Source organism: Sphingomonas sp. UYP23 (assembly GCF_054059235.1).
The window spans coordinates 2,322,369-2,348,694 of record NZ_JBSSBX010000001.1 but is presented as its reverse complement, the minus strand read 5'-3'; the positions used below and the strand labels follow the sequence as shown (position 1 = coordinate 2,348,694).

The window sequence follows — 26,326 nt, the reverse complement described above, 5'->3', positions numbered from 1 at the left end:
ATCGATGTGCATTAGTGGAGGTGTTTAACACCACTGTAGGAGGCGTCCGTGTTACAGGTTACCACGATTGGGTTGGATATCGCCAAGCAAGTTTTTCACGCGCACGGTGCGGACAGCACCGGACGGGCGGTGTTCAGCCGCAAGCTTAGGCGCGGCAAACTACTCGACTTCTTTGCGGCTCACCCGCGCTGCCTGGTTGCGCTGGAGGCGTGCGGCGGTGCGCATCCTTGGGCACGAGCTGCGGGCGATGGGTCATGAGGTCTGGTTGATCAACTCCACTTAGCAGCCTGTTCAGACTCGAAATTTGCTGGCAGTTCGAGCAAAACAGTTCGGTCTTTACGGTGGTCCTGCCGTGGCCTTATCCGTGACTCATCCGGTGAAAAATCAGATCTGTTACGCGGGCCGGTTGGCCAACTCACCCTCCAATTTCATAATCTCTGCCTCAAGCGCTCGCAATTGTGCGCCCTCTAAATCCTTACGAACACGCCGTGCCTCGTGGAGCAGTTCTGTCCAATAGGTTAGCGTCTCCTTATAAACAGGATGGCCACGCAAACGCCGGGCGCTTGAGACCGCGTTCGCAACATTTTCGAGGATGGATCCGGATAGGTTCATCTGGTGCCGTTAGTTTTTCCGAACGCAGAAAGAAAGAAACGTTCGCGGCTTACCTAAGCCAGCAGCTAGCTAAGGCAGCTGCCCGCGAAACGACACCGCCCTTGGCATCGCTACTGGTAACGAGCTATCTGGACGCCCGATTGGGCGTGCTCAAAGCGTGGCCGCCTTTACGTGCCCCGCCTCCTGATGTGGAATCACCTCGACCGTGAGGTGCGAGATCGATGACAGACTGGCAAACCTTTTGCGGTAATAAGCGGTATCGCGGTCACTGTACGCGTCAATGGAAACGATCGCGCCCAAATGCCCCGGCCCGAGCCGCCAGAGATGAAGATCCGCCACGCTGTCGCCTTCCTTTTCTACCTCAGACCGAAGCTGTTCGGCGAGCGTGACGTTAGTCGTCATATCAAGCAAGATCGCTCCCGTGTCGCGCACTAAGCCGTAAGACCAACTCGCGATGACGAGAGCACCGACGATGCCCGCGAGGGGATCCATCCACAGCCAGCCGAACCAGCGCGCCGCTAGCAGTCCGGCAATGACCAGCACAGACACGGCCGCATCTGCCAGAACGTGGACCACCGCGGCACGCATGTTGTTGTCGCGGTGATGCCCGCTGTCCTCGTGGATATGTTCCTCGAAAGTGAGATGATGCACCTCCCCGCCCATGCGGACTTGGGCAGCAAAAGCGTGAGGTTCGGCGACTTCTTGGTCACTTTCGAGAAAGCCTCCGCGAGCGCGCATTGCAAAGGTCTGTCGTGACCCGTCAGGGCGAACGGTAAGGATTGTCGTGTCGTTGGCGGACAAGACACCGTCGCCGACTGATGCCAGACGAAATCGGGGCGGCACTGCGTCTTCAAAAATCTCTAGCGTCATTGCGCCCCGCCATGTCGCAAGGTGCTGGATATCGTCGTGCGCATGCGCTGAGGCGTGATGGCTGTGCCCGTGATGGCTGTGCCCGTGATGGTGATCGTGCTCGGCTCCCAACAACCACACGCTGGCGATATTGACGCCAAGCCCGAGTAGCGCGATCGGAATGGCCTCGCCAAACCGGATTGGCACCGGATCGAGGAAGCGCGTTACTGCCTCATAGCCGATCAGTAGCGCAATCATGGCGAGAACGATTGCGCTAGTGAACCCGGCCAGATCCCCAAATTTGCCTGTCCCGAAACTGAAGCGCGGATCTTCCGCGTGGCGTCGGCCCCAGCGATAGGCGAGAGCCGCCAGAAGCAAAGCACCGGCGTGAGTCGACATATGCAACCCGTCGGCGATGAGCGCGATCGATCCGTAAAATAGCCCCCCTACGATTTCGATCAGCATCATCACGCCACATAGGCCGATGACGATCCAAGTGCGGTGTTCGTTTTGCGCATGCCCTGCGCCAAGATAGACATGGTCGTGCCGCAGCGCTGATGTGGCGTACGGGATGGGTGGCGCTATCGTCACTTGAGATAGGCTCGCACGACGTCCAGCAGATCGTCGACGGCTGCGCGGTCAAGCGCGTCAGGGAATTTTGCGCTGTCGACGAGATGCCCGGTAATATGGTCTTCGACGACTGCCGCCATCAAACCCGCCATTGCCCCGCGTGCGCCGGCGATCTGATGCAGGACAACACCGCAAGATGCCTCGCTCTCAATCGATCGTTCGATCGCCTCGATTTGGCCGCGCAACCTTCGTACACGGGCAAGAAGTTTGTCGCGCTCTTTCGTCGTATGCATGACACCCTTTTGGCATAGGGGGGCACCCTATTCAAGCGAACTAGCTTTAGCAGCGATCCTTGGAGAGATCGGCCATTTTCGCACCACATTCGCTCCTTATCACCGCATTGGCTACGCGACAAAAGTGCAACACTAGCTCTGCCAATGCGTCATGTTTACGTCGAAAGGGGGCTTGGGCGAGCGATTGGCGTTGATATGATACATCATTAAAGATAGGCGGCGCGGACGGTTCAAGGAGCGCGCAATGAAGAAGATAATTGTTGGTGTGAGTTTGCTCGCCGTCGCAATCGCCGGTCCGGCGCTTGCCAAAGATGCAAAGCCAGTGGCCGATGCAGCGGCAGTGACAGATGTCGCGCCGGCGGACGCCGGTCCTGACCAACAGGACATCGTGGTTACTGCCAAAAAGCTCGACCAGGCGCGCGATGCGATCCTGCCGTCGCTCGGCGCAGGGGAATATATCTTCACACGAACCGCGCTCGATAACCAGCCCGGCGGCGCAGATCGCAATCTGACGCAGGTTTTGTTGCAAGCGCCGGGCGTTACGCTCGACAGCTACGGCGCAATTCACGTGCGAAATGAGCACGCCAATCTGCAATATCGCCTAAACGGCGTAATCGTGCCGGAAAGCATTTCTGGCTTCGGCCAGACGTTCGATCCCCGCGTCGCAGACAATATCTCGCTGATCACAGGTACGCTTCCTGCGCAATATGGTTATCGCACGTCGGGCGTGGTTAGCCTGACGACGCGGACCGGCGCATTCGACAATGGGGGTGATGTCGGCTTTTACGGCGGCAGCCGCAACACGCTCCAGCCGAGTGCGACAGTGCATGGCAACACTGGTAACATTAACTACTTCTTCTCAGGAAGTTATCTACAAAACGATCTTGGTGTCGAGAATACGACCGCTTCGCTAAACGCGATCCATGATCGCACGCGGCAATACCGTGCGTTCGGCTATGTGTCGGACATTCTGTCCGATACCAGCCGCATTACTGTGTTCGGCGGTACGGCGCTTGGCAAATTCCAGATTCCGAACAATCCGGGGCAAGGTGATCCCACGACGAATTTTACCCTTAACGGCCGGTCGACGTTCGATTCGGCGACGCTCGACCAGAATCAGATCGAGAATACGCATTACGGTGTTGCAGCCTATCAATATGCCGGCGGCGACCTAAACTTTCAAATCGCGCCGTTCTTCCGCTATTCCGAAACGCGTTACCGACCCGATCCGCAGGGCGGCGACATCATTTTTAACGGTTTCAATGACCGGTCGTTGCTGTCGAGCCTTGTGCTTGGCGTACAGGCAGATGGCAGCTACAAAGTTGCTAGCGCCCACACGCTGCGTTTCGGCGTGTTTTTTCAAAACGAGCGGACGCAATCCTCCGTCACATCGCGGTTCTTTCCGACCGATGCCGACGGCGGCCAGACGACTGATCAAACAAGCAGCCTGACGGATAGCAACAAGAAGACCGGTCAGCTCTACGGCGTGTATCTTCAGGACGAGTGGACGCTTACCCCGACCCTCACGTTCAACGCCGGCGCCCGGTTTGATGCAGTACGCGCTTATACCAGCGAGCAGCAGATCAGCCCCCGCGCCAATCTGGTGTGGAAACCCGGCGCGGGCACGACCTTCCACCTTGGCTATGCGCGCAATTTCACACCTCCGCCGCAAGAATTGGTCGCGACCGCTACTGTCGTGCGGTTCAATGGCACGACGAAGGAATCCGAGATTAAGTTTGGCGATCCTGTTCGGGCCGAGCGGGAGCATTATTTCGACGGCGGTGTACAACAGGTAGTGCTGCCGGGGCTGACGATCGGGGTCGATGCTTATTACAAGATCAAGAAGAACTTGCTCGATGAAGGCCAGTTTGGGTCTTCACTGGTGCTATCGCCGTTCAACTACGCCAAGGGCTATGCTTGGGGCGTCGAGCTGCGCACGAATTACACGAAGGGGCCTTTCGCGATCTATGGCAACGTATCGCGTGGACAGGAAAAAGGGCGCAATATTAATTCCGCTCAATATTTCTTCGGTCAAGATGAAATTGATTACATCAGCGGACACTATATCTACACCGATCACTCGCAATTCTGGACAGCATCGGGCGGCGGTAGCATTACCATTCATGATGGGATTGGAAAGCTCGTCCCGACCGCAGACTTCATCTACGGTGATGGCCTACGCGCAGACGATCCTGCGGGTATTGTGCCCAATGGCGGCAAGCTACCATCGTATGTCACGGCGAATTTCGGCATTGCGCAGAATTTCGACGGACCGGGCGTGATGAAGGGGCTGTCGATCCGGTTCGACATCGTAAATGTCGGCGACAAAATCTACCAGATCCGCAACGGTTCCGGGGTTGGCGTTGGTGCGCCGCAATACGGCGCGCGGCGCGGTTTCTTCGGCGGAATCAGGAAGACGTTCTGAGCGGGGGCTTAGGAGCGTCCGGGGTGCCAAGCACCCCGGACGTGGCCGCGCGTACGACATAGCCGCTCGACCACACATTGTTGCTGCGGTCGCGATCCGGCACTTTGTGATCCGGATCGAGTTCAATTTTTTTGATTTTCAGCGTGCCGGGAACGGATACCAGCGTCGTCGCCTGGCGAATCCAAGTTTCAGCGGGTAGGCGTAGATCGACTGACTTTCCGTCGGTATAGGTTACCCGCAGCGTTACCGGCATGATCAGCTTGTCGCGCGCCTCGAGCTTGACCTGCGCGCCATTGGCCGGATCGCCCTCCGCATAATTCACGCCCGTCACGGCGAAGTCCGTCTGCCAATTGTTAGCGTACCAGCCGCGCCACCACCATGACAGATCTTCGCCCGCATCGCTTTCCATTGCGCGAAAAAAATCGGCGGGTTTTGGGTGTTTAAACGCCCAGGCTGCGATGAAGCGGCGAAAGGCAGGGTCGAAACGCTCTGGCCGGAGGATTTGCTCGCGCAGCAAAGTCAGCCCAAGCGCAGATTTGAAGTAGGTAACAGGGTGTCGGTATTTCTCGATCACCGTATCGGCGCGCGACAAAATCGGCGGCGCAGCCTTGTCGGCGAGCACAGATAGGATTTCGTCGGTCGGATTGCCGCCGCCCTCCGCATATTCGGCATCGCGTTTAGGGCCGTATTCGCCGCGGTTGAATTCGTCGGATTCATAAGTGTCGATAAAAGTGTTGAAGCCTTCATCCATCCAAGCGTCGCGTCGCTCGTCCATTCCTACGATCATCGGGAACCAGCTATGGCCGATCTCGTGCGCGGTAATCCAGAACAGGGTCTTGCCTGCGTCGTCGGGGCCGTCGAACACAATCCCGGGATATTCCATGCCGCTGGTCGGTCCGGCGACGTTGATCGCGTTAGGCCAGGGATAGGGATACCATTTCGCCGAAAAGCGTTCGACGGCATCCTTGAGATACTCGGTCGAACGGCCCCACTTTGCGGCGCCCTGGCTTTCGGCCGGATAGACCGACTGGGCGAGCGCGGTCTTGCCGCCGGGCAAATTGATCCGCGCCGCGTCCCACGCAAAGCCACTGGAAGCGGTGAAGGCAACGTCACGACTATTTTCCATGCGGAAATGCCACGTCAAATTGCCGCCCGCTTTTGGGCGAGTGGCCCGATTAAGGACTTCAGATGGATCGCGGATCATCACCGTCGCATCGCTCGCGCGCGCTTTGGCTAGCCGCGAGATCTGCGTCTTCGTCAGCACGTCGGCAGGGTTCATAAGCTCACCCGATCCCGCAACAATCATGTCGGACGGCAGCGTGAGCCAGTAATCGAAATTGCCGTATTCGAGGTAGAATTCCTGCGCGAGGTAGGGCGCGGTGTCCCATCCACGAACATCGTCATAGACCGCCATACGCGGATACCATTGCGCAATGTCATAGACCTCTGCGTCGCGCGACTTGCCCCAGGAGGTCCGCCCGCCAAAAGCACCAGGGATCATGTAGTGGTAGCTGATCGTGATGACAGTTCTGGCGTGTGGAGCAAGAGGCGTCGGAAGCCGGATTTGGGCGCGCGTGTCGGAAATCAGCGGTGCGACCGCCACCTGTTTGCCGACCGCACCCACGTTGACCGCATCCAGCGTCATGCCATCGGTCGTACCCACCGGGCGACTACCGCCACCAGCCGCGCGACCGCGCGAGGCCGGCTTGTAAAGATTCTGATCGAGTTGCAGCCACAGCACCTCCAATGTGTCCGGGCTATTGTTGGTATATGTTATGGTAGCGGTGCCGGTGATCGATTTTGTTGCAATATCGAGCTTGGCATGAAGCACATAGTTGGCCTGATTCTGCCAATAAGCGGGGCCAGGTGCACCGTTCGCGCCGCGATAAACGTTGACTGGCTGGCCCATATCGAACGGCGCGAAGGTTTCGCGGGGTTGATAAGTCTGGCCGCTCGCCGAGGTAGCCATCAGCGCACTACTTGCCAGTAACGACATCATTCGGCTCATTTCTGTCTCCAAGATATGCGGTATCACTGTGATCGGCTGCTAGCTGCTGCGGTGAGGCGCGATCCAGGGCGAGCAGCCCTGCAATCGCGGTCAGTTGCCACGATTCCGATTTCATCTTTGCAAAGAGATGGTATCACATAACGTAGAAGCGAGGGCGGCGGATGTGATTAAGACAATAATGTTAGCTGGGTTAGCGTCAATCGGTGCCTCTGTACCAATAGCCGCACCACAGTCGCTTGATTCAACCCTCGCGACAATACCTCACCCGGCCGTTGTCGTTCTATGGGCAAGCTGGTGTGTTTCGTGCCGGGCGGAAATCGAGCGATTGCCGAGCCTTGCTGCGTCCGCCGCGCCGCTACCGATCGTCACCTTCGCGATCGATCCGCCCGCGACCGCCCGGCGCATTTTGGCCGAGCGGCATATGTCGGCGGCCGCCGCCTTTGCTGACGATCGTGCCCCGCGAGCCGTGCTTGACCAGTGGGGCGGCCCCGGCAGCGCGCTTCCGGTCGCCGTCGCACTCGACCGCGATGGAAACGTCTGCGGGCGCAAGCTGGGCTTGCTGGGCACCGATCAGCTCAAGCAGTGGGCCGCGCGATGCTCCAAATAAGCGATCTCGTAGCGGGCTATGGCGACACCGCGATTGCGCGGCTTGGACAGCTTTCGGTCGCGCAAGGCTCGGCCGCCGTGCTCGGCGGTGCTTCAGGAGCGGGCAAGACGACCTTGCTCCTGGCGATGGCGGGCCTCGCCGACCGGCTGGCAGGAACGATCCGGGTCGAGGGCACCGATGTTGGCGTGTTGTCAGATCGAGCGCGCGATAAGCATCGCGGCCAGCACATCGGGCTGATCTTTCAAGATTTGCATCTCATACCGGGGTTAAGCGCGCTCGACAATTTGCTGCTCGCACCGTTTGCCGCAGGAGTGCGGCGTGACCGGGCCAAGGCGCGGGGCTTGCTCGAACGGCTCGGATTGGGCGCGCGGATCGATGCCCGCGCTGAAACGCTCAGCCGCGGTGAAGCACAACGCGCGGCGATCGCGCGCGCAATGCTGATGGAACCGCAACTGATTCTTGCCGACGAGCCGACTGCAAGCCTCGATGATGAAGCGTGCGATGCCGTGCTTACGCTGTTGTTCGAGGCGACGCACGCGAGCGGTGCCGCGTTGGTCATCGCGACGCATGATGCACGCGTTCGAGCTCGTATCCCGCATCTGGCACTGGCGGAGGCCGCCTGATGCTGATGCCGCTGATTTGGGCATCGATCCGGCGCAAGCCGCTCGGATGGGCGTTTCATGTCCTTTCGCTCGCGTTGGGGGTCGCGGTCGTGGTCGCGTTACTCGCGATCGACCGCGGGATCGCCGACCGCTTCGATCGAGACCTCGCCGGGATTGACTTGGTCGTTAGCGGCAAAGGTAGCCCCTTGCAGATTATTCTGTCGTCGGTGTTCCAGATCGATCAGCCGACCGGTAACATCCCGATTGCCACGCTAGCGCGGCTCAAGCGCAACATGCTGGTGAAGGATGCGGTGCCAGTTTCGCTCGGAGACAATGTCGGCGGCTATCGGATTGTCGGAACGAGTCCTGAATATGGCACGCTGTACGGTGCGACGCTGGCGCAAGGGAAATGGTGGACCCATCCCCTGCAGGCGGTTTTGGGCTCCGAAGTCGCGACCGAAGAGCGTCTTAAAGTCGGCGATATGTTCGTTGGCGAACACGGCCTCGCCCGCGGCGGCGAAAAACATGTCGACAACCCTTACCGTGTCGTCGGCATTCTGAGGCCGACCGGTGCCGTGATCGACCGGGTTGCGCTAACCGATACCGCGAGCGTCTGGAAAGTACATGAGCATGAGAATGCCGAACATGCAGCGGCCGTAGCGAGCGAGCAGAGCGGCAATGAGGGACCGGACAGCTATCCCGCCGTTGGCCAGGAAGTCACTGCAATCTTGATCCGCTACCGCTCGGTAATGGGCGCGTTGATGATTCCACGCCTGTTGAAGCACGATCCCAACACACAGACCGCAATCCCCGCAGTCGAGCTCAACCGCCTGAATACGCTGCTTGGGACGGGCACCGACGTGCTGCGCGGGTTTGGCATCGGCTTGTTGGGGCTGTCCGCACTAGGCTTCTTCGTCGCGTTGCTGAGCGCGGTCCAAGAGCGCCAGCGTGAACTTGCCCTGCTGCGGGCTTTGGGTAGCGGGCCGGGCCTGCTGCTTCGGCTCGTGCTGCTTGAGGCAATGCTGCTTGGGCTCGTCGGCGGCGTGACAGGTCTGGCGCTCGGCCGAATTGCTGCAACCGTCGCGGCGCAAGCCGTCGCACGCGGCGGCGGTCCAGCGCTGGCCTTGCCGCCGCTTGGCGAGGCCGATCTGTTGATCGTAGTCGCCGCGATCCTGCTTGCGCTATTCGCCGCTATCGTACCGGCAGTCGCCGCCTATCACCTGCGCCCGGCGCAGGTCTTGCGAGGTTGATATGAAGAAGATCCTGCTCGTGTTGGCGCTACTGGCGCTTCCCGTTACGGCAAGCCAGGCACAATTCTTTTCCGGTGGACCGCCCAATTGGGGGCCGAATGGGGATGGTACACTGGAGCATGAGGACGATCTTCGTTGGGTCATGTTCCACGACGCCAAGATCGCAGCGAACGAGGCCAAGGGAGAATACACCGCGACATTTTCAGCGTCGTTGAAGAAGGAGGACGGCGTCCAATGGTCGATTACCGGATATATGCTGCCAATCGAGTCCACGACCAAAGCCGCGCATTTTGTGCTGACGCGGCGTAGCGCCGGGTGTCCGTTCTGCCCGCCAAACGAGCCGACCGAGGCGATTGAAGTCTTCTCGACCACCCCCGTACAGTACACACAGGCACCGGTGACGGTGGAGGGAACGCTGCATCTGGTCGCCCGCAGCGGGCAAGGGCTTTTCTTCCGCATGGACAAAGCGAGGGTGGGATAATGCGCAAGTTGCTGATTATTCTAGGTTGGGCTGCGCTGGCGACGGCGGTGCCCGTGGCTGGACAGATTCAAGGCGATGGCGAGCGCGCGGCGCAATCCAAACTGCCGCAGGGTAAAGCACCGATCTGGGCGACCTTGCGGACTACCAAAATCAGGGCCGACGATGTGCGCGGCATTTTTACCGCAGCGCACCCGCCAGCAGTCAAGGCACTTGTCGGCAAGACTCTAACAATCCCGGGGTTCATTATGCCCCTCGACGCGGCTACTCGCGGCACGCATTTCCTGCTGTCGAAATACACGCCAGTCTGCGCATTTTGCCCGCCTGGCGAACCGAATGAGGTGGTTGAGGTGAACACCGCGCGGCCGATCGCGTTCTCGGCGAAACTGGTCAAAGTCACCGGCACGTTCGCGCTGGAGAATAACGGCGACAACGGACTATTTTTCAAGATAACTGGCGCCACAGTCGGGTGATGGTTACGCTAATGCCAACGGCAATTACGCTTTGGCGCGGATCGCCAATCCCAAGGAGCGCCCGGAAAGGCTTGGCCAACCGAACTAAGCGCTGCCACGCGTCACGCCTATAGTCGCAGCAGCGCGTGCAGTGTGGCAGAGACTGGAAACACTCCCGTCAGCCTGTTGATCGAAACTAGGCGGTTACGCATTAGACCTGAGCAGATACTACGCAGGTCTGACATCTCCCTTGTACTTCCACGATGAAACGCCGCGGAAAAAACCGTTGCGAGCGGGCAAGCCGCTCCAGCGCAGTGCTCATCTCTTCGCCGGGGAGTTCACGCAATCCGCCGCAGCGGTCACAAATCAAGTCGATTGTCGCTGCATGCCGCCGCCAAACATAGCCATTTACACTTTCGATGCGCCGAATCGTTCCTGCGGCGAGCAAGTGATCTAACGCACGGAAGACTGCACTGCTGTGTATCACACCATTTTTTGGGTCCAGCCGCAGCATAATGTCGCTACCGCCCAACGGTCTATCAGCCGAGTTCAGTATTGCCGCCACTGTCGATTTTAGCCAGCCATTCGGACGGCGATCCATATTAGTGCGCGGCATGCGCATGTGCATGGCGCAATCGCCAATTCCCAAGATGGGCACCGGCGAGCGCCAGACTTCCTAATACTGTAATGGGGGTTTCCCACGCCGTTCCGCCCCACACCAGCGCGCCAAATGCGATCAGGATCAGACCGAGGATACCAGCGACAAGCGGACTGGTCGAACCGTGGCGCGATCTGCCGGACCACAAAGCGATCATCGACGTCGGCACGGCAAAGGCAATTACCCAGATATGAAATGTTTCTGGGACTGGAAAAGCGCTCGCGAGTGTTGGGAGAGCGGCCAAGAGAAACGGCAAAGCGAGACAATGAATCAAGCAGACGAATGAGGCACCGACCGCTGCGCGCTCGACCCAGTCGACTGAGGCCGAGCCTCCCTTGTTACGGATCTTGTCAAACATCTTGCCAAACACCTCTCATCTAGTGCTATGATACAACATATCACGATTCGCAAGGGGATAGTAGATGACTACGGCAAATGGCCGCAGATTCCTGCGTGTTGCTGACCGAAGCTTGTTTGACATTTGGCGGATCGGATGAGCGACACATTCGAATTACGCAAGAATGATACCACCGGCGTGGCTTTGAGCAGCTGCGATCCGACGCAGCTTGCGGCGATTCTCAAGCGGAACTTCGCGCTCACGATATGGTGGCGGCCCGTGCCCGTCATCATTCCCAAAGCGGACTTGTCCGACTTTGTGTCGATCCGCTTAAAAACCGCAGTGGGCGACGTAGCCGCGGATGTCGGATCGGTATTGAACGGAACCGAGTCGCGTGACTGGCATGCACCGCTGACGAAGGATATCGCCAATTTGGCGTCACGCTTCGCCAAATTGATGAGCGCCGAAGGGGTCGCGATCCGGCTTGAGCCGATACCCGGCAATGCGTGTTGGAAATTTCATGCCGACGATGTGTCAGCTCGTTTGATTACAACCTATGTCGGACCAGGAACCGAATGGACAATTCGACAGGGCAACCAGCTTGGTCGGATCCATCAAATCGTCACCGGTCATGTCGGTGTCTTTAAAGGCCGCCACTGGGCTCCCGACGCCCCCATTTTGCATCGCTCGCCGCCGATCGCCGATACTGACCAAGTCCGGCTACTCTTGGTGATTGATCCGCTTGGGTAGCGCCAAGACAGATAGATCGACTCTGTTGCGTTAGCCCGTTTGTAGCGGGCGCTACGAATGTATCGAGCACTGTATGGACGGGCCGACGGGCCTAACCGCGTCTATGCCGTCGCCAGCGAAATGCGCGCTGACGGCTGGGCACTAGCGTGTTTAGGTCAGCGCCGCCCGGTCGGTTGATTGTTCGCTGCCGCCGCGACCGTGGTGTCGTAGAAGCTCGCCAGATCAGTGTGCAATTGATGCAGTGCCTCGGGGTTGAGGTAGATCATGTGTCCAGACGGGTAATACCGGAACTGCACATTCCCCTTCAGCGGTGCGTCAAGCATCATGTGCGCAATGTCGTATTCTGTCGCAAAAAACGGCGTCGCCATGTCGTAATAGCCGTTTAGCGACAGCACCTTCAAATAGGGATTGGTCCGCACCGCCGCCGCGAGATCGACTGCGACATCGGGATTATTCTGCGGATAGTTGCCGGTAGGTGACTTATGCTTCCAGTCCCAGTCAAAGTCTTTCAGGCCGTAGGCCGCGATGCGGTACGGCATGTCGGTGGTGTATTTGAGGTCACGCGTGACATAGTCACTGAATGTCGAGATGAACGCACCCGAGATCGCGGTGTCCGACGCATCAGATTCAGGGCTTTCGCCCGCTGCATCGGTATCGACGCCGGTATAACGGCTGTCGAACCGTCCAATCGTCTTGCGCTGGTCGCGCAATAACTCTTTTTGGAAGCGGTTGAGATCGACCCGCAAGTTCGCGCGCTTGATGAACTCCGCCGACAAGCCGGTGTAGGATGCCATCTTCGCGGCAATCGCGTCGGTCTCCTCTGGCGTGATGTTCTGCCCCTTGGTCAAGGCTTGGCTGTACGGTCCAGCCGCAAACGCGCGCACCTCGGCAAGGAATGTGACAAGGTCGGTCGGCTGCGTCGCCAGACGGTGGTGATAGGCGGCAGTCGCGGCATAGCTGGGCAGATAGCTGACATAGCTCTGGTCGTATCCGGCCTGCTCGATCCCGTAATTGAGGATCGACGACAGCAAAATCACACCGTTGAGCGCCATGCCGCGGTCCTGTAATTGATAGGCGAGGGCCGCTGAGCGTGTTGTGCCATAGCTTTCGCCGAACAGGAATTTAGGACTGGTCCAGCGACTGTTTTTGGTTGTCCAGCGCATGATTGCCTTGGCAAAGGCATCGGCATCCTGATCGACACCCCAAAAATCCTTGCCCTTGGCGTCGCCGATCGGCCGCGAATAGCCGGCACCGACCATGTCGATGAAGACCATGTCGGTCTTGTCGAGCAGGGTGTCTGGGTTCGGCCCGAAGCCATATGGGGCAGGCCGGATATATTCGGGATTGGCGGTCTTTACGCGCATTGGAGCAAACGAGCCCATGTGCAGCCACACCGACGACGATCCAGGGCCGCCATTGTAGAAGAACGTGACGGGTCGCGTGCCCCCGTTCACACCGTCGAGCGTATAAGCGACATAGAATACGCTTGCGACGGGCTTGGCATCGTCGCTGCGGATCGTGACGGTGCCGGCTGTTGCGTGGTAATGGAGCGTTTGTCCGTTCGCGCTCATGCTATGCACAGTGGTGGTCTCGGTTTCCTTGACAGGTGTGGTCGCCCATTCTTCGGCAACGTCCTTAGCCACGCGCTCCTGATATTTTTCATCTGCCGAACCGGGTTTGGCTCCGCTCGGCTCCGGCTTGGCAGCGTCCTGTGACCAGGCGGGCGTCGCAAGTATCGCTAATGCGGACAGTGAGGCGACAAAAGCTTTCATTCCGAAACTCCACAGGATACACTATATCATTGGCATGGACGGGCGTTGGTAGCAACCGATGGTCGAGCGCTTTGCGGTTTATGGCAAGTCGTTGGTGGAGCGATCGAGATGAAGCACCTTGGGATCCTCGCGCTGCTCCTTACAGCGATGGCGGAACCGGCATCAGGACAGAGCGCCGCGCAAACATTGTTCGGGTCAGCTGCGAATCCGAAATGGGGGCCAAACGGGAACGGCACGCTGAAACATGAAGATGACCTGCAATGGCTGATCTTTCACGATGCCAGGATCACCGCTGACCGGGCGGCCGGCATTTACAGTGCCTCCTTCAGTCCGATTCTGCTCAAGATGGAAGGACAACGCATTGCGATCACCGGCTACATTCTGCCTGTCCAAGCCTCCTCCGCCTCGATGCATTTCGTGCTGACGCGGCGGAGCGCCGGTTGCCCATTTTGTCCGCCGAACGAACCCACCGAAGCGATCGAAGTGTTCAGTCAAAAGTTTATAAAGACGACTCAGGCACCGATTACGGTCGAAGGCAAACTTCACTTTGTCTCGCGTAGCGAACAGGGCCTGTTCTTCCGCATTGACGGGGCGAAAATCTGGTGATGATCACTCGCCGCACTGCGCTGCACGGTGTCGCAGCCAGCGCGACCCTGCTGGCCGCACCCGCGATCCTGCGCGCACAACAATTGTTCGCCGCTTATCCGTTCCGACTTGGCATTGCAGCGGGGGAGCCGACAGCGGATGGGTTCGTGATCTGGACGCGCCTCGCGCCTGATCCGCTGGCCGAACATGGTGGCATGCCGATGCAGCCAATGTCGGTCGATTGGCAGGTATCGTCGGACGACCGCTTTGGCACGATCGTCGCTAAAGGTAGCACGCTCGCGCGGCCCGAACTTGCGCATTCAGTCCATGTCGAGGTGGCGGGATTGCTGCCCGGTCGACCCTATTGGTATCGCTTCAGCGTCGGGCGCGAGCGTTCGGCCGCGGGCCGCGCCCGCACGTTGCCGCTGGCCGGCGCGGCGCTCGCAGCCCTGCGCTTTGGCATCGTAGGCTGCCAGAATTATGAGGACGGGTTGTTCACTGCTTATCGTCATCTCGCTGACGAAGACCTCGCCTTCGTCTTTCACTATGGCGACTACATTTATGAAGGCCGCACTACCCCGGATCCGATGAGTACTACTGGCCGCGCACGCCAATTCGTCCGCGCGCATGAAGGGCAATTGCTTTACGATCTGACCGATTACCGGCGCCGCTATGCGCAATACAAACTCGATCCTGATCTACAGGCCGCCCACGCCGCCGCCGCGTGGTTTGCAACCTTCGACGACCATGAGGTTGAAAATAATTGGGTTGGCGAGATCGACCAGAATGGTACGCCGCCAGAAATCTTTGCGTTGCGTCGCGCAGCGGCTTTTCAAGCCTATTATGAACATATGCCGTTCCGGCGCTCGTCATTCCCGCAAGCGGGCGGAATGCCGATCTATCGCCGCGCGCAAATCGGCACCTTGCTCGACCTGCATTTGCTAGACACCCGCCAGTTTCGTAGCGATCAGCCATGCAACGACGAATTTAAATCCTATTGCAAGGGCTGGGACGATCCAAAGGCCCAAGTTTTGGGCACCGAACAAGAGGCATGGCTTAGCGGAAGCCTGAAAGGGCGGCGCGCACGCTGGAACGGCATTGCGCAGCAAGTGATGGTAATGCCGCTAGATCGCCGCATCAGTAATGAACCGGCTCCTGTCCGAAACATGGATAGCTGGGGCGGCTATAATCTGCCGCGCGAACGCTTCCTTGGCCAAATGCGCGGCCTTGGGAATGCGGTTGTACTTACCGGTGACGAGCATCAGAATTTTGCCGGCGAGCTTCGCACGCAAGGTGGCACCGGTGAAGCCGTTGCGATCGAGTTTGTCGGCACGTCGATTTCATCGGGGGGCGATGGTGCGGACACACGGCGCGGCGCGGAACAGATCTTACACGAAAATCCGTTTCTGAAATATTCGAACGACCGTCGAGGCTATTTGACTTGCGACATTTCTCCGGAGACCTGGACCACCCGAGTCCGCGTGCTTGACTCTGTAACGACGCCCAATGCGCCAATTCGGACGACAGCGACGATTACGGTCCCCCACGGAAAACCGGAGCTACATATCGCTTGAACACTCGGCGTCGGGCCCTCAGCAATAGTCCGATAACAACGATTGCCATCGCGATGCCAAGACCGCTGAAGCTTGCATCCGATAATGCGTAATCCGGCGCGAACATCGCGATGAGCGCATAGAGGGCCATGCCGAATGATAAAGCGACGATCGCCCAGCCGACACCGCGGCGATAGCGCCGCACACGGCTGACATCTCCGCCCGCCCGCAACAGATATGCTACGATCTGGCTATCTGCGGTATCGGTCAGGATCATGCCACTGGCAAAGGTAAGCGCGACGATCAGCGCGCCCCCGCTCCCCGCGCCAGCAGCGGCACCCCAAGCAGCGGCCTGCGTCGCGGTATCAAAGACCAACCCAAAGATCGCGCCGACCGCGACAGTCGCCAGCGGGTGCGATGTGTGAAGCAGACGCAACGGCACCAGCCGCTGCCGCCAGCCGACGGGCGTGTACGTTTCGCTCCCCAACAGCGCACGCAGATTGAGCGTGCCGACGAGCACGAGCAGCGCGATGACCAGCCAATCGACCACGAAAGTGAGCCAGTCCGGCCAAGCGAAAAGCCCCGATACCAGTGACACCGTCAGCGCGACCGCCGCCACCGACAGGCTATGCCCGATGGCAAACAAACCGCCGATCCATGGCGACAGCGTCGGCCGTTCATCGACTGCGCGAAACGTCATATTGTCGATCACCGCGACATGATCGGGATCGAGGCCGTGCCGCATCCCTAGGATGAAGATCAAGCCCAGCGCTGAGCCCGTCATAATCGTCATGCCCGCACCGTCAGATCCAGAATGCCAGCACGCCCACTCTCGCCGCCATATGCGAGCAGCGTGGCAGACGCATTCCAGGCGAGCGACGTGATTACCTCCCCGTCGTCGTCATCAACCATCATCTGTTTATCGTCCGCTGTTCGCACCAGCAAAACTGCGCCGTCAGCATAACCGACCGCGAGCATGTCGTCGTTGGGATGATAGGCAACTTGCGTAACCATCTTACCGCGGTCGCCGACCAGGAGCGGAGTCTTGCCCATCGGGCCGGTCTTGCCCTCAAACGGCCAGATCACGACTTGCGCATCACCGCTGGTCGCCAGCCATTTTGCGCGCTTGCTCCACGAAAAGGAACGCGTCTTCCCGCGATAGCCATTCATATGCATGTCGCTGGCCAGAGGTAGTTTCCAGCCGTGCAGCCCAGTTTCTTGCGTGCCCGTAACGACATACTGCGCCTCCGGGTGAATCGTGCAGGCGATATGTGATCCGTCCCACGGCAAGAACACACGGCTGCCACCGGTGCTGGCCGGATAAAACAGCGACGCACCGCCATAATGCGCGACCGCTAGTCGCTTGCCCTTTGCATCGAGTGCCAGCCCCCCGACGGTAGAAACAAATTCGTAGCGGTGCGATGGCGTGGAAACACCGCGCGACCACACGATTGCCTCGCGTCCAACGCTCGCAGCGACGATACCCGAGGCTGGGTTTGCAATAAGGTGATCGACCCATTTTGTGCCGAGCTGCGCGAATAGAGCCACATCTCCGTTAGCCGAAACGGTTGAAATTGCTCCGGTGTCTCCACCAACAAGCAGCGATCGCCCGTCAGGATGAAGCGCTGCACACAAGATCGATCCACACCCTGCGTCCGTGGTTTTCGCCGTGCCATCGGCAAACACGATACGGACCGATCCGTCGCCCAGCGCGAACATCGCCGTATTTTCGATCCAGCTGACCGCTGTAACCGGCGCATCGAGCGACCACCGCCGCCCGCGATGGTCGATCAATATATCCTTTGTCGCGATCATGCGGCGCAAGCGGCGAAATCGCGTGCAAGTGCAGCCTCATCGAGATTGCGACCGATAAAGACGAGGCGACTGGTTCGCGCCTCCTTGGCCGCCCATTCGCGCTGTGTATCGCCTTCGAGCAGCATATGGACGCCCTGAACGACGTAGCGCTTGGGTTCATCGGGAAATGCGATGATGCCTTTCAGACGAAGAATATCCTGGCCTTGCGTTGCGGTAACCTTACGCAGCCAAGCCATGAAAACCTCTGGGTCAAGCGCCGCCGCAGAGCTGACCGAGACACTGACGATCGACTGGTCATGCTCGTGATCGTCCTCTCCTAGGAAGCCTGGTTCGATTTCGAGAATACGATCGAGATCGAACGCACCGAGCCCAAGGACCGCGTCGAGCGGCACGTCGGCGTTGGTCGTCTCAAAGAATTTTGCCTGATTATTGATCGAGCGAATGCGCTGGCAGACCTGCTCCAGTTCCTGTGGCGTTACGAGATCGACCTTGTTGAGCAGAATCACGTCAGCAAACGCGATCTGCTCCGCCGCTTCGTGGCTGTCCTCCAGCCGCGCGAGGATATGCTTGGCATCGACCAGCGTGACGATCGCATCGAGCCGCGAACGGGCGCTGACATCGTCATCGACGAAAAATGTCTGCGCGACCGGCGCGGGATCGGCCAGACCCGTCGTCTCGATGATGATCGCATCGAACGCGCCTTTGCGCTTCATCAATCCCTCTATGATGCGAATAAGGTCGCCACGCACAGTGCAGCAAATGCACCCGTTGTTCATCTCGAACACTTCCTCGTCGGCATCAACGATCAGATCGTTGTCGATGCCGATCTCGCCGAATTCATTGACGATCACGGCGTAGCGTTTGCCGTGATTTTCGGTGAGGATGCGGTTGAGCAAGGTGGTCTTGCCGGCGCCCAAATACCCGGTGAGGACGGTGACGGGAATGCGATCGGTGACAGGCATAGATTACTCCACGAGTTCGGGTTTGGCGGGATAGGTGTGGATCCAGCGCGCAAAGAAGTGGGCAACTTGCGCTGGATCGATGTTGCGGGTGATAAAGACGATCCGGGTGCGGCGGTCTGCGCTCGGCCAGGCCTCAAGCCTGCTCGGCGTATGAATCATGTGCTGAACCATGTGGATTATCACTGGCCGCAACGGATAATCCTCGATTGCGACTAGCCCCTTGACGCGAAGAATGTCCGGCCCCTGATTCGACGCAAGAAGCTCCAGCGCATAGGACAGCGCGAGTTGGCTGATTGGTTCATCCAGCGTCAGACAAAAGGAGCGGATCGCCTCAGAATGGCGATCGATGTCATGTCCGTGACCGGCGGTATTGTGCGCTTGACCCACATAAATTTGCTCATGCGCTACTGCGTTCAGCCACTCCAACACTTCGCTCGGCTTGGCATCAGGGTCGTAACCGCCGCTGTCTTGCAGGACTGCGCGCAGGTCGAAATCCGCATCTTGGCTTTCGACGATTGGCGCGCCTGGCGCGATGCTCTCGAGTCGCTCGCGTAACCTCGGCAAGGCCGCCTTACCGTCTGGCGTATCGGTCTTGGTAACGAGCAACCGATCGGCGACAGCGATTTGCTTCACCGCTTCGCGGTGCGCGTCGAGCGTTTCAAAACCGTGCGCGGCATCGACTACCGTCACCACTTGCGCCAGCCGGTAGCGCGTCTCGAGCCGCGCATCGCTGAGCAAAGTGTGCATGACTGGCGCGGGATCGGCGAGCCCAGTCGTCTCGATCACCAGTCGTGAAAAAAGCGGCAGCTCGCCGATCTCGGCGCGGTGATAAAGCATGAGAAGCGCTTGGCGGATATCACCACGGACCGTGCAGCACAGACAGCCCGAGGTCATTTCAATTACTGCATCGTCACGCAAATGTTGGACTAACAGATGGTCGATCCCGACGGTACCGAATTCATTGATGACGACGGCGGTATCGGAAAAGCGCGGATCGCATAGCAGTCGCGCGATAAGAGTCGTCTTGCCGGCGCCGAGAAACCCGGTGAGCAGCGTTACAGGAATGAGAGAGCGAGCCGTCATGAGATGGTATCTCATATCGAGGTTTTCGCCGAAAGCTACAAGGCTATCGTATCAAAATCGCGCAGCGAATGTCATGGTTTCGACTTGAAGGGCCGCCACAGGATGGGATGAAGGAGCCAAGCTATGCTGGGGTTTGTCAGATCGCTCATGTCCCTCGTGGTCGCACTCGTTCCCGCACAGGGGAGCGAGGCGCAGCATGTCGCGCGCGTAACCGCGCAACCCAGATCAAAAGATCGGGTCGTAGACCGGTATTTCGTCGACCCGGCCAAACGTCCCCAGCTCAACCATGCCGAAATGACAGCTTTGCTCCGCAAGCGGATCAAATATGTCTTCGTCATTTTCAACGAGAACGAATCGTTCGATCATGAATTCGGCACCTTCCCGGGCGCGAACGGGCTATATTCGACTGGTGCGAAACCGCGCACGCCGCGCGCGACGCCGGGGTTCATACAGCGGTATCTTGATGCCTCGACCGGCCAAACGCACGCCGTAAGCCCGTTTCGCCTTGGCCCAGCGCAAAACGCAACGGTGATGGATAGCGTCGATCACAGCCACACTGCGCTTGCCCGCAAGCTGCATGTCGTAGACGGCGTGCCGCAGATGGACGGATTTGCGCAGACCGAGTTCAGCGGCAAGTCCGGGCCGTTGAAGACAGCAGCGCAAGCCGCGCGCGGTCGGCAGTTCGCCAATCTTGTTATGTCCTATGTCGATTGCGACACAATTCCGTTTTTCTGGCGCTACGCCAATCGCTTCACCTTGTTCGACAACATCTTCGCGACCGAGGACACGCCCTCGACCCCCAACGCCATTGCGATGATCGCGGGGCAAGGCGGCGAGACGCAGTGGGTCAAGCACGGCACCGACGGCACAACGGGCGCGATGGCTGGGACCGTCAACGGGAATGCCTATGCGGGTATAGGGACGACACAGGGTATGCCTTTGCTGGCCGACCCAAATCCTTATTGGGGGTCGCAGTTTGACGATACGGGACACGCACGCCAGCCGACCTCACCTAAGGAAGGCTACGGCGCACGCGACAAAGACGCTCCCTATAACGTGTCCAGCAATCTGACCTTCGCTACGGTTCCGCTGATTGCGATGGGTAGCGCCATCCGCGAGACACTGTCTGGCGACCATCATCCCGTTACTAACCAGTTCGATATTCAAGGCGACATTCCCGCCATCGCCGCGGCGGGCGGTAAGCCGGTCGACTGGCGCTGGTATCAGAACGGCTACGATTTGGAGCCGACCGATGTTGACGGGATCGCCAGCCACGTCAATTTCGTCGCGCACCATCAAGGGCCGCAATATTTTGGCTATCTTGCCGACAATGACCGCACCCAACCAAAACTGCGTGGCGAAGGCGACTTCTTCGCCGATGTTGCGGCCGGGAAACTCCCGAAAGGGGGCGGGATCATCTATATTCGCGGCGGTTTTGGCAACCTCCAGCACCTAACCGTACCGATCCAGAACGCGGCTTACCCGGCGCCGCTGAGCGATGCAGACATCGCCGCGATCCGCCATGCCAAGGACGGTGATGACGATCATCCGAGCTATTCCGACCATCAGATTACCGAGGCGATGAACGCGCGCGTCATCAACGCAATCGCCTCCAATCCAAAACTGTGGGCGCAGAGCGCGATTATCATCACGTATGATGAATCGGATGGCTTCTATGATCACGTCGCGCCACGGATCCTTTCTTACGGGCCCGATGGTCTGCCACTCTCGCGTGGTATCCGCGTGCCGCTGTTGGTCATCTCTCCTTATGCCCGCGTGCATACCGTCTCCCATGCAGAAGGGGACCACAACGCCGTCATCGAAACTATCGAACAGATTTTCGGCTTGCCGACCTTGTCGGGGCTGCCCGACGAAAAAGCGGCGCTTGCAGCGGGCGACAGCGCCGCGTTCAACCGTTTTGCCCCGGTCGATTTCCATCAACGCTTTCTCGGTCCGCGCGATACCAATTCGGCAATTACAGACAGCCTCGCGTCGGCATTCGACCCGGCGCGGCTGCGCGGCACCGCATCGGCTCTGCCCGGCTCCTATGCGATGATCGAGGACGCGGTGCTCGGTGCGCTACCCCATTATGGTGGGCAGGGCTGTCGTCGCATCGGCGTCGTCCCGGAAGACGTGCGGCAAGGCATAATTAACACGATACCGGTCGGCTTCAACACGCTGCCTGCGACCTTGCCGCAGTATAACAGTCCCGCCCCGTGAGCGCGTTGCTTGTCGCGGTCGCTCTGGCCCATGTCGCGCCAGTCACCGTCCGTTGTGGCGCCGTCGAGCGACCTGCCGTCGCGCTGCGTGGCGTGGACGGGGTGTGGCGCGGCCGCGCGGTCGATATCTGCGCGGCCGCGGCGAAAGCAGCGTTCGGCCCGACTGCACACATCGCGTTTCACGGATATGACGCGGGGCTTGCCGAAGCCAAGGACGATTCAATCGCGTTCCTGTCTGCCGCCGAAGTCGCCGCCGCACCGTTGCAAGGTGCTATGCTAGCAGGGCCGGTCATGGCCTATGCTAAGCAAATCCTGTTAGTTCCGGCCATCTCGGCGCGCCAGCGCGCCAAAGAATTGGCTGGGCACCTCGTGTGCTTTATGGTCGGGTCAGCGGCTGAAGATGCGCTTGACGCATGGGCTTTGCGCGACGCGGTGCCAATTGAGCGCCTAGGTTTTCAGGAACCCGACGAAATGCACGATGCCTACGCTTCCGGCAAATGCACCGCGATGGTCGTTGACCAAGCCGAGGAGGCAAGCGCGCCCAAACTGGCATCGTCAGGGAATCGACCTCTCGGCGCGCCTCTCGCAAATGAGCCGATTATCGCTGCGGTGCCGGTTGGCGCAGAGCCATCCTGGCAAGCTATTGTTGCCGACGTGGCGACGGTGGGACTGTGAGACGTCGCGTGACACTTGGTGGACAGATTTAGGAGGTCTGCGTCGAGGAGCACGACTCAAGCGCGGCGCACATCATCGCGACAATAACATGAGGGTCGCCGTCATCTACGTGGTCGCGGACGCATCGGGTGATCGGGGCGGAGGCGGCGACGGCGCCTTGCCGGGCGTTATCGCCGACCACGTTAAACAGTTCGGAAAGTAGCCCAACTGGTCGCCGCCCAGAATAGTTCAAGGGTTCCCCCGACTTTCGGTTATGCGCCAGAGCATCGCGATCACGCCGGGGGTGGCGGCGCGGTAACGTGGGTAAGGTCGCCCAATCCAAGCGCCTGCTCGATCGACGCCATGCGCCGCAACGCCGCGTCGAACCCGTCCGCGCCGAACTGCTTGTGCTCGATGTCCTCGAACTGCTCTCCCATATCAGAGACTTAGCTGATGCATAAGGCCGTTGCGGAATGTCCGCTTTGCCCATGGCCGCCCCCCTAAACTGCCTGACGCTTCACCACCACTTATTGCCGTTCCTGTCCGCCAATGGCTTAGCATACGATTCCTCTTCCCGCGCGCCGGTTCCGTGGGGCGAGGCCTGGAGCCTGCCACGACCGTCTACCTCGGTTGAGGGGCATGATCCTCACGCTGCTACGATGGTCCGCGCGGGCCCCGCCAGCACCCCGGTTGAAAGCCTTGATCGGCATCACGACAGCGACGCTCGGGTCTCAGCCGTCCAGCAGGGTGGAACGCGCGGGACCAACGATCAGGCGATGTCGACGAGGGCACAGCGCGCGCGCCTGGGGCAGGAGGGCAGTGCCAAGGTCCACGCCGCGACCGTCATTCCGGTGAGGTTGCCCGCGTAGCGATCGGCGCGTGGCGAAGGCAGGTAGGGTGTCGTGCCACCTGTGGTGACCGGATCGAGGCAGCGAAATTGCCGGCAGATCGATGTGATAAGCTGGTTCTGCACACGGTTCTCTGTCCCTTGCCCGCCAGTGGGGGTGCATCCCCTCTCTTTCCTGAACGACCTAATCCGGCCGTCCACCCTCCCCAACCCGCGATCCTTCGGGCCGAGTTGCCGCTGCGCGGCTGCCCGCACCACCCCTCTGATCGGGGTTCCCCTCCGCGTCTGAGCGCTCCGGTGGAGAGGGCGTCCTGGCCGTCTTTTTTGGTGTTCAGTCGAGGGGACGAACCCCCGGCGAGCAAAAAAGGAACCTCGAAATGCAGAACCTCGTCATCCTCGCCGGTAACGTCGGCGCCACCCCCGAAGTCCGCACCACCCAGGGCGGCACCAAGATTACCCAGTTCAGCCTCGCCACCTCGCGCCCCAAGCGCGACAGCGAAGGCAAGATCCTCAAGGACGCCAATGGTCGCCGGGTCGAGGACACCGAATGGCACCGCATCACCTGCTTCAACGGCGTCGGCAAGACCGTCGCGCAGTATGTCGAGAAAGGCCAGAAGGTCATGGTCCGGGGCCGCATCCACTACACCCGCTACACGGACAACGAGAACATCGAGCGCTACGGCGTCGAGATCATCGCCGACGAAGTGACCTTCCTCAGCCGGGGTCGCCAGCAGCAGGGCAACACGCAGGATCACGGTGGTCTGGATGACGACGACGTCCCCTTCTGACGACCGAGGTAAGAACGGCCCGGAGCTACAGCTCCGGGCCTCTTCCCATGTTCAGCCTTGCCGCATCCCCTCCCCGCGTAGCAGGATGCCTCGCAGCTCGCCGACGCGAGCCTGCTAGGGAGATGAGCATGAAACGAGCATGGCTGGTTCTCGCAGGAGCCTTTGCGCTCGCCGCTTGCGGCAAATCCGTGAAGGGCACCTACAACATGGTCAACGGACCATCGCCCGGCATCGTCGCCACCTTCGGCGACAAGACCTTTTCCCTCTCAAGTGGCGCCAGCGGAAATTACGAAGTCAACGGCGACACGGTGATCCTCTCCGGCATGTCGATGGCAGGCAGCTACAAGATTGACGGCAACAAGCTGGTCGGCGATCGCTTCAGCTTCGTCCCCCGTGATCCAAATGACAAAAGCCCCATCAACCAAGGGCCGCGCGGAGGGTCGTTCGACCATGAGACAGGGGTTAGCTCCACTCTGGGGTCAGGTAAAAACTAAAGTCGGGCGTCTCCCGGCTACGCCGGGACCGTCGCTCTATTCCGCTTCGCTCCACCGAGCCCCTGCGGGTCTCGGCCCATTCGGGTGACGATCAACTGACGAGCGCGCGGGAGCGCGCAGGAAACATCTTTCCGAAAACCGGCAACATCTTTCCAATCTGCCCGGGGCAGGCCGTCTCTGCAGGCCGGCGAACTCTCCCATCGATCGGAGGGGACGCAGAGTGCGGATACGAGAGGCAGGCGGCCGCCATCCCTTAGCGAGGGGAGTGCGTCACTTAGCGACCCAGCGCTGAGCACGACGCTCCGGCCAGCGAGCTTCACCCCGCTCTTTGAGGCGCAATCCTTGGGACGGCTCGGGGCCTTATACGATCAACCCACAAGGGGTCCGGGCGCTTCGCTACGGCTTTTTTCGTCCCGAAAAAAGTGATCGCGGCCCCTCCCCGTCCCTGTCGGGCGCCTGTCGAGCGGGGATGAACCCCGCCGGCTTCACAGGAGCCTCGGACATGTTCAACGATATCTGGATCGCCCGCAAAAACGCCATGAGCCTCGCAAAGACCCTGATGGTGGCAACCATGGTCATCGCAGTCGGCACGGGGTACAGCGTCATCACCGCCGAAGATCACGACAGCTCGCTCGTCGTCGTCAACACCTACGACCCCTTCGCCTGACCAGATGGGGGCCGAAAGGCCCCCGCGCCTTCGTCAGGCGCAAAAGGTTAGGGCCAGGTCGGGCATCGAGCCCGTCCCACCCCCGCGCTTCCCAGCGCAAAGGAGAGGGGTCAAGCCGGGCATCGAGCCCGTCTCGTCCCCGCGCTTCGCGCAGCTATCGGCACCTGTGGGAGAACTGCTCATTCGTGTCGTGGTAGTATGACATGGGTGCGGCGATCGCCTCAAGGATGCACGGTTTCCCCCAATTTGCTGCGCAAATCGGTTCCCCCATGCCCCGCTGGCGCGGCCGCTTACGCGGTCCCTGACCCGATCGCCCGGAGCCCATGTCCCGGTACTCCCGCACAAATTCGTGCAAACAACGGGAGAACGCTATGCAGGTTGATCTGTATCAAACACTCAAATCTATCAACGTCTCAGACGATCAGGCAAAGCTGGTGGTAGCCAGCATCGAGGAGTATATCGACGACATGGTTGGAGACGCGACAAAGCCGATTCAGGAAAAGATCGACGGCCTGCAACGGTCGCTCGAGACGCACATGAAGACCCAGACCTGGGTCATCAGCATCGTCGGCTTTACCATCGTGGCGCTAACCGCGATCGGAACGCTGGTGTCGATCCTGCGACACTGACGCAAAGGGGGCTTCGGCCCCCTTTTTTTGCTCACCGCCTAATGTCAGTGGCGCCAGTCGCGCCCGCCCCGTACCGGGGACGCGGCCGTCAGCCTGACGGTCGCAAGGAGGTGATTCATATAGACACTGCAACCGTAATAGCACTGGTACTCGGCACCGCGACGCTCGTCGTCGCGATCATCAGCCTGGTGGTGAAAATCATCGAGCTGACGCGCCACTAGGTCGAGTTGGGGACCCCCGGTGCGGGAACACCGGGGTGTCCTTAAACAATTTGAGCCCCGAACGCGGGAACGTCCGGGGCTCAGGATGTGGTCTATAGACTCAGACCGTAGTAGCCTGACCCATATACGCTGCAATCCTTACGGCT

At 59.8% G+C, this 26,326-nt stretch carries 28 protein-coding genes and 1 pseudogene; 16 read left to right on the top strand and 13 right to left on the bottom strand.

Annotation, left to right across the window (positions count from 1 at the left end; all coding sequences use genetic code 11):
* Positions 1–48: 48 nt before the first annotated feature.
* Positions 49–271 (top strand): annotated as a pseudogene (locus ACVWYO_RS11525) (IS110 family transposase); the annotation flags it as partial.
* A 491-nt stretch (positions 272–762) separates the two neighbouring features.
* On the opposite strand, the gene dmeF reads toward ACVWYO_RS11525, so the two are convergent.
* Both dmeF and ACVWYO_RS11515 read right to left on the bottom strand, forming a co-directional pair.
* Positions 763–2,052 (bottom strand): CDF family Co(II)/Ni(II) efflux transporter DmeF, encoded by a 1,290-nt coding sequence (gene dmeF / locus ACVWYO_RS11520; RefSeq protein WP_457350880.1) that lies wholly within the window; start codon positions 2,050–2,052, stop codon positions 763–765.
* Positions 2,049–2,324 carry a metal/formaldehyde-sensitive transcriptional repressor gene (locus ACVWYO_RS11515; RefSeq protein ID WP_457350878.1) on the bottom strand — a complete coding sequence of 92 codons (276 nt, stop codon included), beginning with the start codon at positions 2,322–2,324 and terminating at the stop codon, positions 2,049–2,051. Before ACVWYO_RS11515 ends, dmeF begins: the two co-directional genes overlap by 4 nt.
* 244 nt (positions 2,325–2,568) lie before the next feature.
* Here ACVWYO_RS11515 and ACVWYO_RS11510 point away from each other — a divergent pair, with 244 nt between their 5' ends.
* On the top strand, positions 2,569–4,749 hold the full coding sequence (locus ACVWYO_RS11510) for a TonB-dependent receptor (protein WP_457350876.1): 2,181 nt from the start codon (positions 2,569–2,571) through the stop codon (positions 4,747–4,749).
* Here the strand turns inward: ACVWYO_RS11510 and ACVWYO_RS11505 are convergent.
* The gene (locus ACVWYO_RS11505) at positions 4,733–6,757 is read right to left on the bottom strand and encodes a M1 family metallopeptidase (RefSeq protein ID WP_457350874.1); all 2,025 of its coding nucleotides are present in this window, start codon (positions 6,755–6,757) and stop codon (positions 4,733–4,735) included. The two genes, ACVWYO_RS11510 and ACVWYO_RS11505, sit on opposite strands and share 17 nt — an antisense overlap.
* Positions 6,758–7,082: 325 nt before the next feature.
* Between ACVWYO_RS11505 and ACVWYO_RS11500 the strand changes: the two genes are divergently transcribed.
* From ACVWYO_RS11500 to ACVWYO_RS11480, 5 genes are read left to right on the top strand one after another with little or no spacing between them, the layout of a single operon-like run.
* On the top strand, positions 7,083–7,364 hold the full coding sequence (locus tag ACVWYO_RS11500) for a hypothetical protein (protein ID WP_457350872.1): 282 nt from the start codon (positions 7,083–7,085) through the stop codon (positions 7,362–7,364).
* The gene (locus ACVWYO_RS11495) at positions 7,352–7,987 is read left to right on the top strand and encodes an ABC transporter ATP-binding protein (protein WP_457350870.1); all 636 of its coding nucleotides are present in this window, start codon (positions 7,352–7,354) and stop codon (positions 7,985–7,987) included. Before ACVWYO_RS11500 ends, ACVWYO_RS11495 begins: the two co-directional genes overlap by 13 nt.
* Complete coding sequence (locus ACVWYO_RS11490; RefSeq protein ID WP_457350868.1) at positions 7,987–9,216, top strand: ABC transporter permease; 1,230 nt, start codon at positions 7,987–7,989, stop codon at positions 9,214–9,216. Before ACVWYO_RS11495 ends, ACVWYO_RS11490 begins: the two co-directional genes overlap by 1 nt.
* A 1-nt stretch (position 9,217) precedes the next feature.
* Complete coding sequence (locus ACVWYO_RS11485) at positions 9,218–9,697, top strand: DUF3299 domain-containing protein (protein ID WP_457350866.1); 480 nt, start codon at positions 9,218–9,220, stop codon at positions 9,695–9,697.
* Entirely contained in the window at positions 9,697–10,167 is a 471-nt protein-coding gene (locus ACVWYO_RS11480; RefSeq protein ID WP_457350864.1) for a DUF3299 domain-containing protein, read from the top strand. Before ACVWYO_RS11485 ends, ACVWYO_RS11480 begins: the two co-directional genes overlap by 1 nt.
* Before the next feature lie 190 nt (positions 10,168–10,357).
* Here the strand turns inward: ACVWYO_RS11480 and ACVWYO_RS11475 are convergent, their stop codons facing one another.
* Positions 10,358–10,768 carry a Fur family transcriptional regulator gene (locus tag ACVWYO_RS11475; RefSeq protein ID WP_457350862.1) on the bottom strand — a complete coding sequence of 137 codons (411 nt, stop codon included), beginning with the start codon at positions 10,766–10,768 and terminating at the stop codon, positions 10,358–10,360.
* Complete coding sequence (locus tag ACVWYO_RS11470; RefSeq protein WP_457350860.1) at positions 10,749–11,162, bottom strand: MerC domain-containing protein; 414 nt, start codon at positions 11,160–11,162, stop codon at positions 10,749–10,751. The genes ACVWYO_RS11475 and ACVWYO_RS11470 overlap by 20 nt, the downstream gene beginning before the upstream one ends.
* 135 nt (positions 11,163–11,297) lie before the next feature.
* On the opposite strand from ACVWYO_RS11470, the gene ACVWYO_RS11465 reads away from it, so the two are divergent.
* Positions 11,298–11,891 carry a DUF1826 domain-containing protein gene (locus tag ACVWYO_RS11465; RefSeq protein WP_457350858.1) on the top strand — a complete coding sequence of 198 codons (594 nt, stop codon included), beginning with the start codon at positions 11,298–11,300 and terminating at the stop codon, positions 11,889–11,891.
* Between the two features lie 155 nt (positions 11,892–12,046).
* Here the strand turns inward: ACVWYO_RS11465 and ACVWYO_RS11460 are convergent, their stop codons facing one another.
* The gene (locus ACVWYO_RS11460; protein WP_457350856.1) at positions 12,047–13,663 is read right to left on the bottom strand and encodes a S10 family peptidase; all 1,617 of its coding nucleotides are present in this window, start codon (positions 13,661–13,663) and stop codon (positions 12,047–12,049) included.
* Between the two features lie 45 nt (positions 13,664–13,708).
* Here ACVWYO_RS11460 and ACVWYO_RS11455 point away from each other — a divergent pair, with 45 nt between their 5' ends.
* On the top strand, positions 13,709–14,269 hold the full coding sequence (locus tag ACVWYO_RS11455) for a DUF3299 domain-containing protein (protein ID WP_457350854.1): 561 nt from the start codon (positions 13,709–13,711) through the stop codon (positions 14,267–14,269).
* Positions 14,269–15,822, top strand: a complete 1,554-nt coding sequence (locus ACVWYO_RS11450; protein WP_457350853.1) for an alkaline phosphatase D family protein — start codon at positions 14,269–14,271, stop codon at positions 15,820–15,822. Before ACVWYO_RS11455 ends, ACVWYO_RS11450 begins: the two co-directional genes overlap by 1 nt.
* On the opposite strand, the gene ACVWYO_RS11445 is transcribed toward ACVWYO_RS11450, so the two are convergent.
* The 5 genes from ACVWYO_RS11445 to ACVWYO_RS11425 all read right to left on the bottom strand — a co-directional run bounded on the left by ACVWYO_RS11445 (position 15,782) and on the right by ACVWYO_RS11425 (position 20,027).
* Positions 15,782–16,594 carry a HoxN/HupN/NixA family nickel/cobalt transporter gene (locus tag ACVWYO_RS11445; RefSeq protein WP_457350852.1) on the bottom strand — a complete coding sequence of 271 codons (813 nt, stop codon included), beginning with the start codon at positions 16,592–16,594 and terminating at the stop codon, positions 15,782–15,784. The two genes, ACVWYO_RS11450 and ACVWYO_RS11445, sit on opposite strands and share 41 nt — an antisense overlap.
* Entirely contained in the window at positions 16,591–17,616 is a 1,026-nt protein-coding gene (locus ACVWYO_RS11440) for a WD40 repeat domain-containing protein (protein WP_457354968.1), read from the bottom strand. The genes ACVWYO_RS11445 and ACVWYO_RS11440 overlap by 4 nt, the downstream gene beginning before the upstream one ends.
* Positions 17,613–18,578: a CobW family GTP-binding protein gene (locus ACVWYO_RS11435; protein WP_457350851.1), complete on the bottom strand. Its 966-nt coding sequence runs from the start codon at positions 18,576–18,578 to the stop codon at positions 17,613–17,615. Before ACVWYO_RS11435 ends, ACVWYO_RS11440 begins: the two co-directional genes overlap by 4 nt.
* Positions 18,579–18,581: 3 nt before the next feature.
* Positions 18,582–19,661, bottom strand: coding sequence for a CobW family GTP-binding protein (locus ACVWYO_RS11430; RefSeq protein WP_457350849.1), 1,080 nt, complete (start codon positions 19,659–19,661; stop codon positions 18,582–18,584).
* Between the two features lie 225 nt (positions 19,662–19,886).
* The gene (locus tag ACVWYO_RS11425) at positions 19,887–20,027 is read right to left on the bottom strand and encodes a hypothetical protein (protein ID WP_457355141.1); all 141 of its coding nucleotides are present in this window, start codon (positions 20,025–20,027) and stop codon (positions 19,887–19,889) included.
* On the opposite strand from ACVWYO_RS11425, the gene ACVWYO_RS11420 reads away from it, so the two are divergent.
* Together ACVWYO_RS11420 and ACVWYO_RS11415 are read left to right on the top strand one after the other, a co-directional pair.
* Positions 19,965–21,881, top strand: coding sequence for a phospholipase C (locus tag ACVWYO_RS11420; RefSeq protein ID WP_457354965.1), 1,917 nt, complete (start codon positions 19,965–19,967; stop codon positions 21,879–21,881). The two genes, ACVWYO_RS11425 and ACVWYO_RS11420, sit on opposite strands and share 63 nt — an antisense overlap.
* Positions 21,878–22,555 carry a hypothetical protein gene (locus ACVWYO_RS11415; RefSeq protein ID WP_457350847.1) on the top strand — a complete coding sequence of 226 codons (678 nt, stop codon included), beginning with the start codon at positions 21,878–21,880 and terminating at the stop codon, positions 22,553–22,555. Before ACVWYO_RS11420 ends, ACVWYO_RS11415 begins: the two co-directional genes overlap by 4 nt.
* Positions 22,556–22,827: 272 nt before the next feature.
* On the opposite strand, the gene ACVWYO_RS11410 is transcribed toward ACVWYO_RS11415, so the two are convergent.
* Positions 22,828–22,971 (bottom strand): hypothetical protein, encoded by a 144-nt coding sequence (locus ACVWYO_RS11410; protein WP_457350845.1) that lies wholly within the window; start codon positions 22,969–22,971, stop codon positions 22,828–22,830.
* A gap of 332 nt (positions 22,972–23,303) precedes the next feature.
* Positions 23,304–23,507, bottom strand: coding sequence for a hypothetical protein (locus tag ACVWYO_RS11405; protein ID WP_457350843.1), 204 nt, complete (start codon positions 23,505–23,507; stop codon positions 23,304–23,306).
* Positions 23,508–23,758: 251 nt separating this feature from the next.
* Between ACVWYO_RS11405 and ACVWYO_RS11400 the strand changes: the two genes are divergently transcribed.
* The 4 genes from ACVWYO_RS11400 to ACVWYO_RS11385 all read left to right on the top strand — a co-directional run bounded on the left by ACVWYO_RS11400 (position 23,759) and on the right by ACVWYO_RS11385 (position 25,959).
* Positions 23,759–24,169, top strand: a complete 411-nt coding sequence (locus ACVWYO_RS11400; RefSeq protein WP_457350841.1) for a single-stranded DNA-binding protein — start codon at positions 23,759–23,761, stop codon at positions 24,167–24,169.
* 128 nt (positions 24,170–24,297) lie between these two features.
* Positions 24,298–24,663: a hypothetical protein gene (locus tag ACVWYO_RS11395; protein WP_457350839.1), complete on the top strand. Its 366-nt coding sequence runs from the start codon at positions 24,298–24,300 to the stop codon at positions 24,661–24,663.
* Between the two features lie 502 nt (positions 24,664–25,165).
* Positions 25,166–25,330, top strand: coding sequence for a hypothetical protein (locus ACVWYO_RS11390; RefSeq protein WP_457350837.1), 165 nt, complete (start codon positions 25,166–25,168; stop codon positions 25,328–25,330).
* Between the two features lie 371 nt (positions 25,331–25,701).
* Positions 25,702–25,959 (top strand): hypothetical protein, encoded by a 258-nt coding sequence (locus ACVWYO_RS11385; RefSeq protein WP_457350835.1) that lies wholly within the window; start codon positions 25,702–25,704, stop codon positions 25,957–25,959.
* Positions 25,960–26,326: the final 367 nt, after the last annotated feature.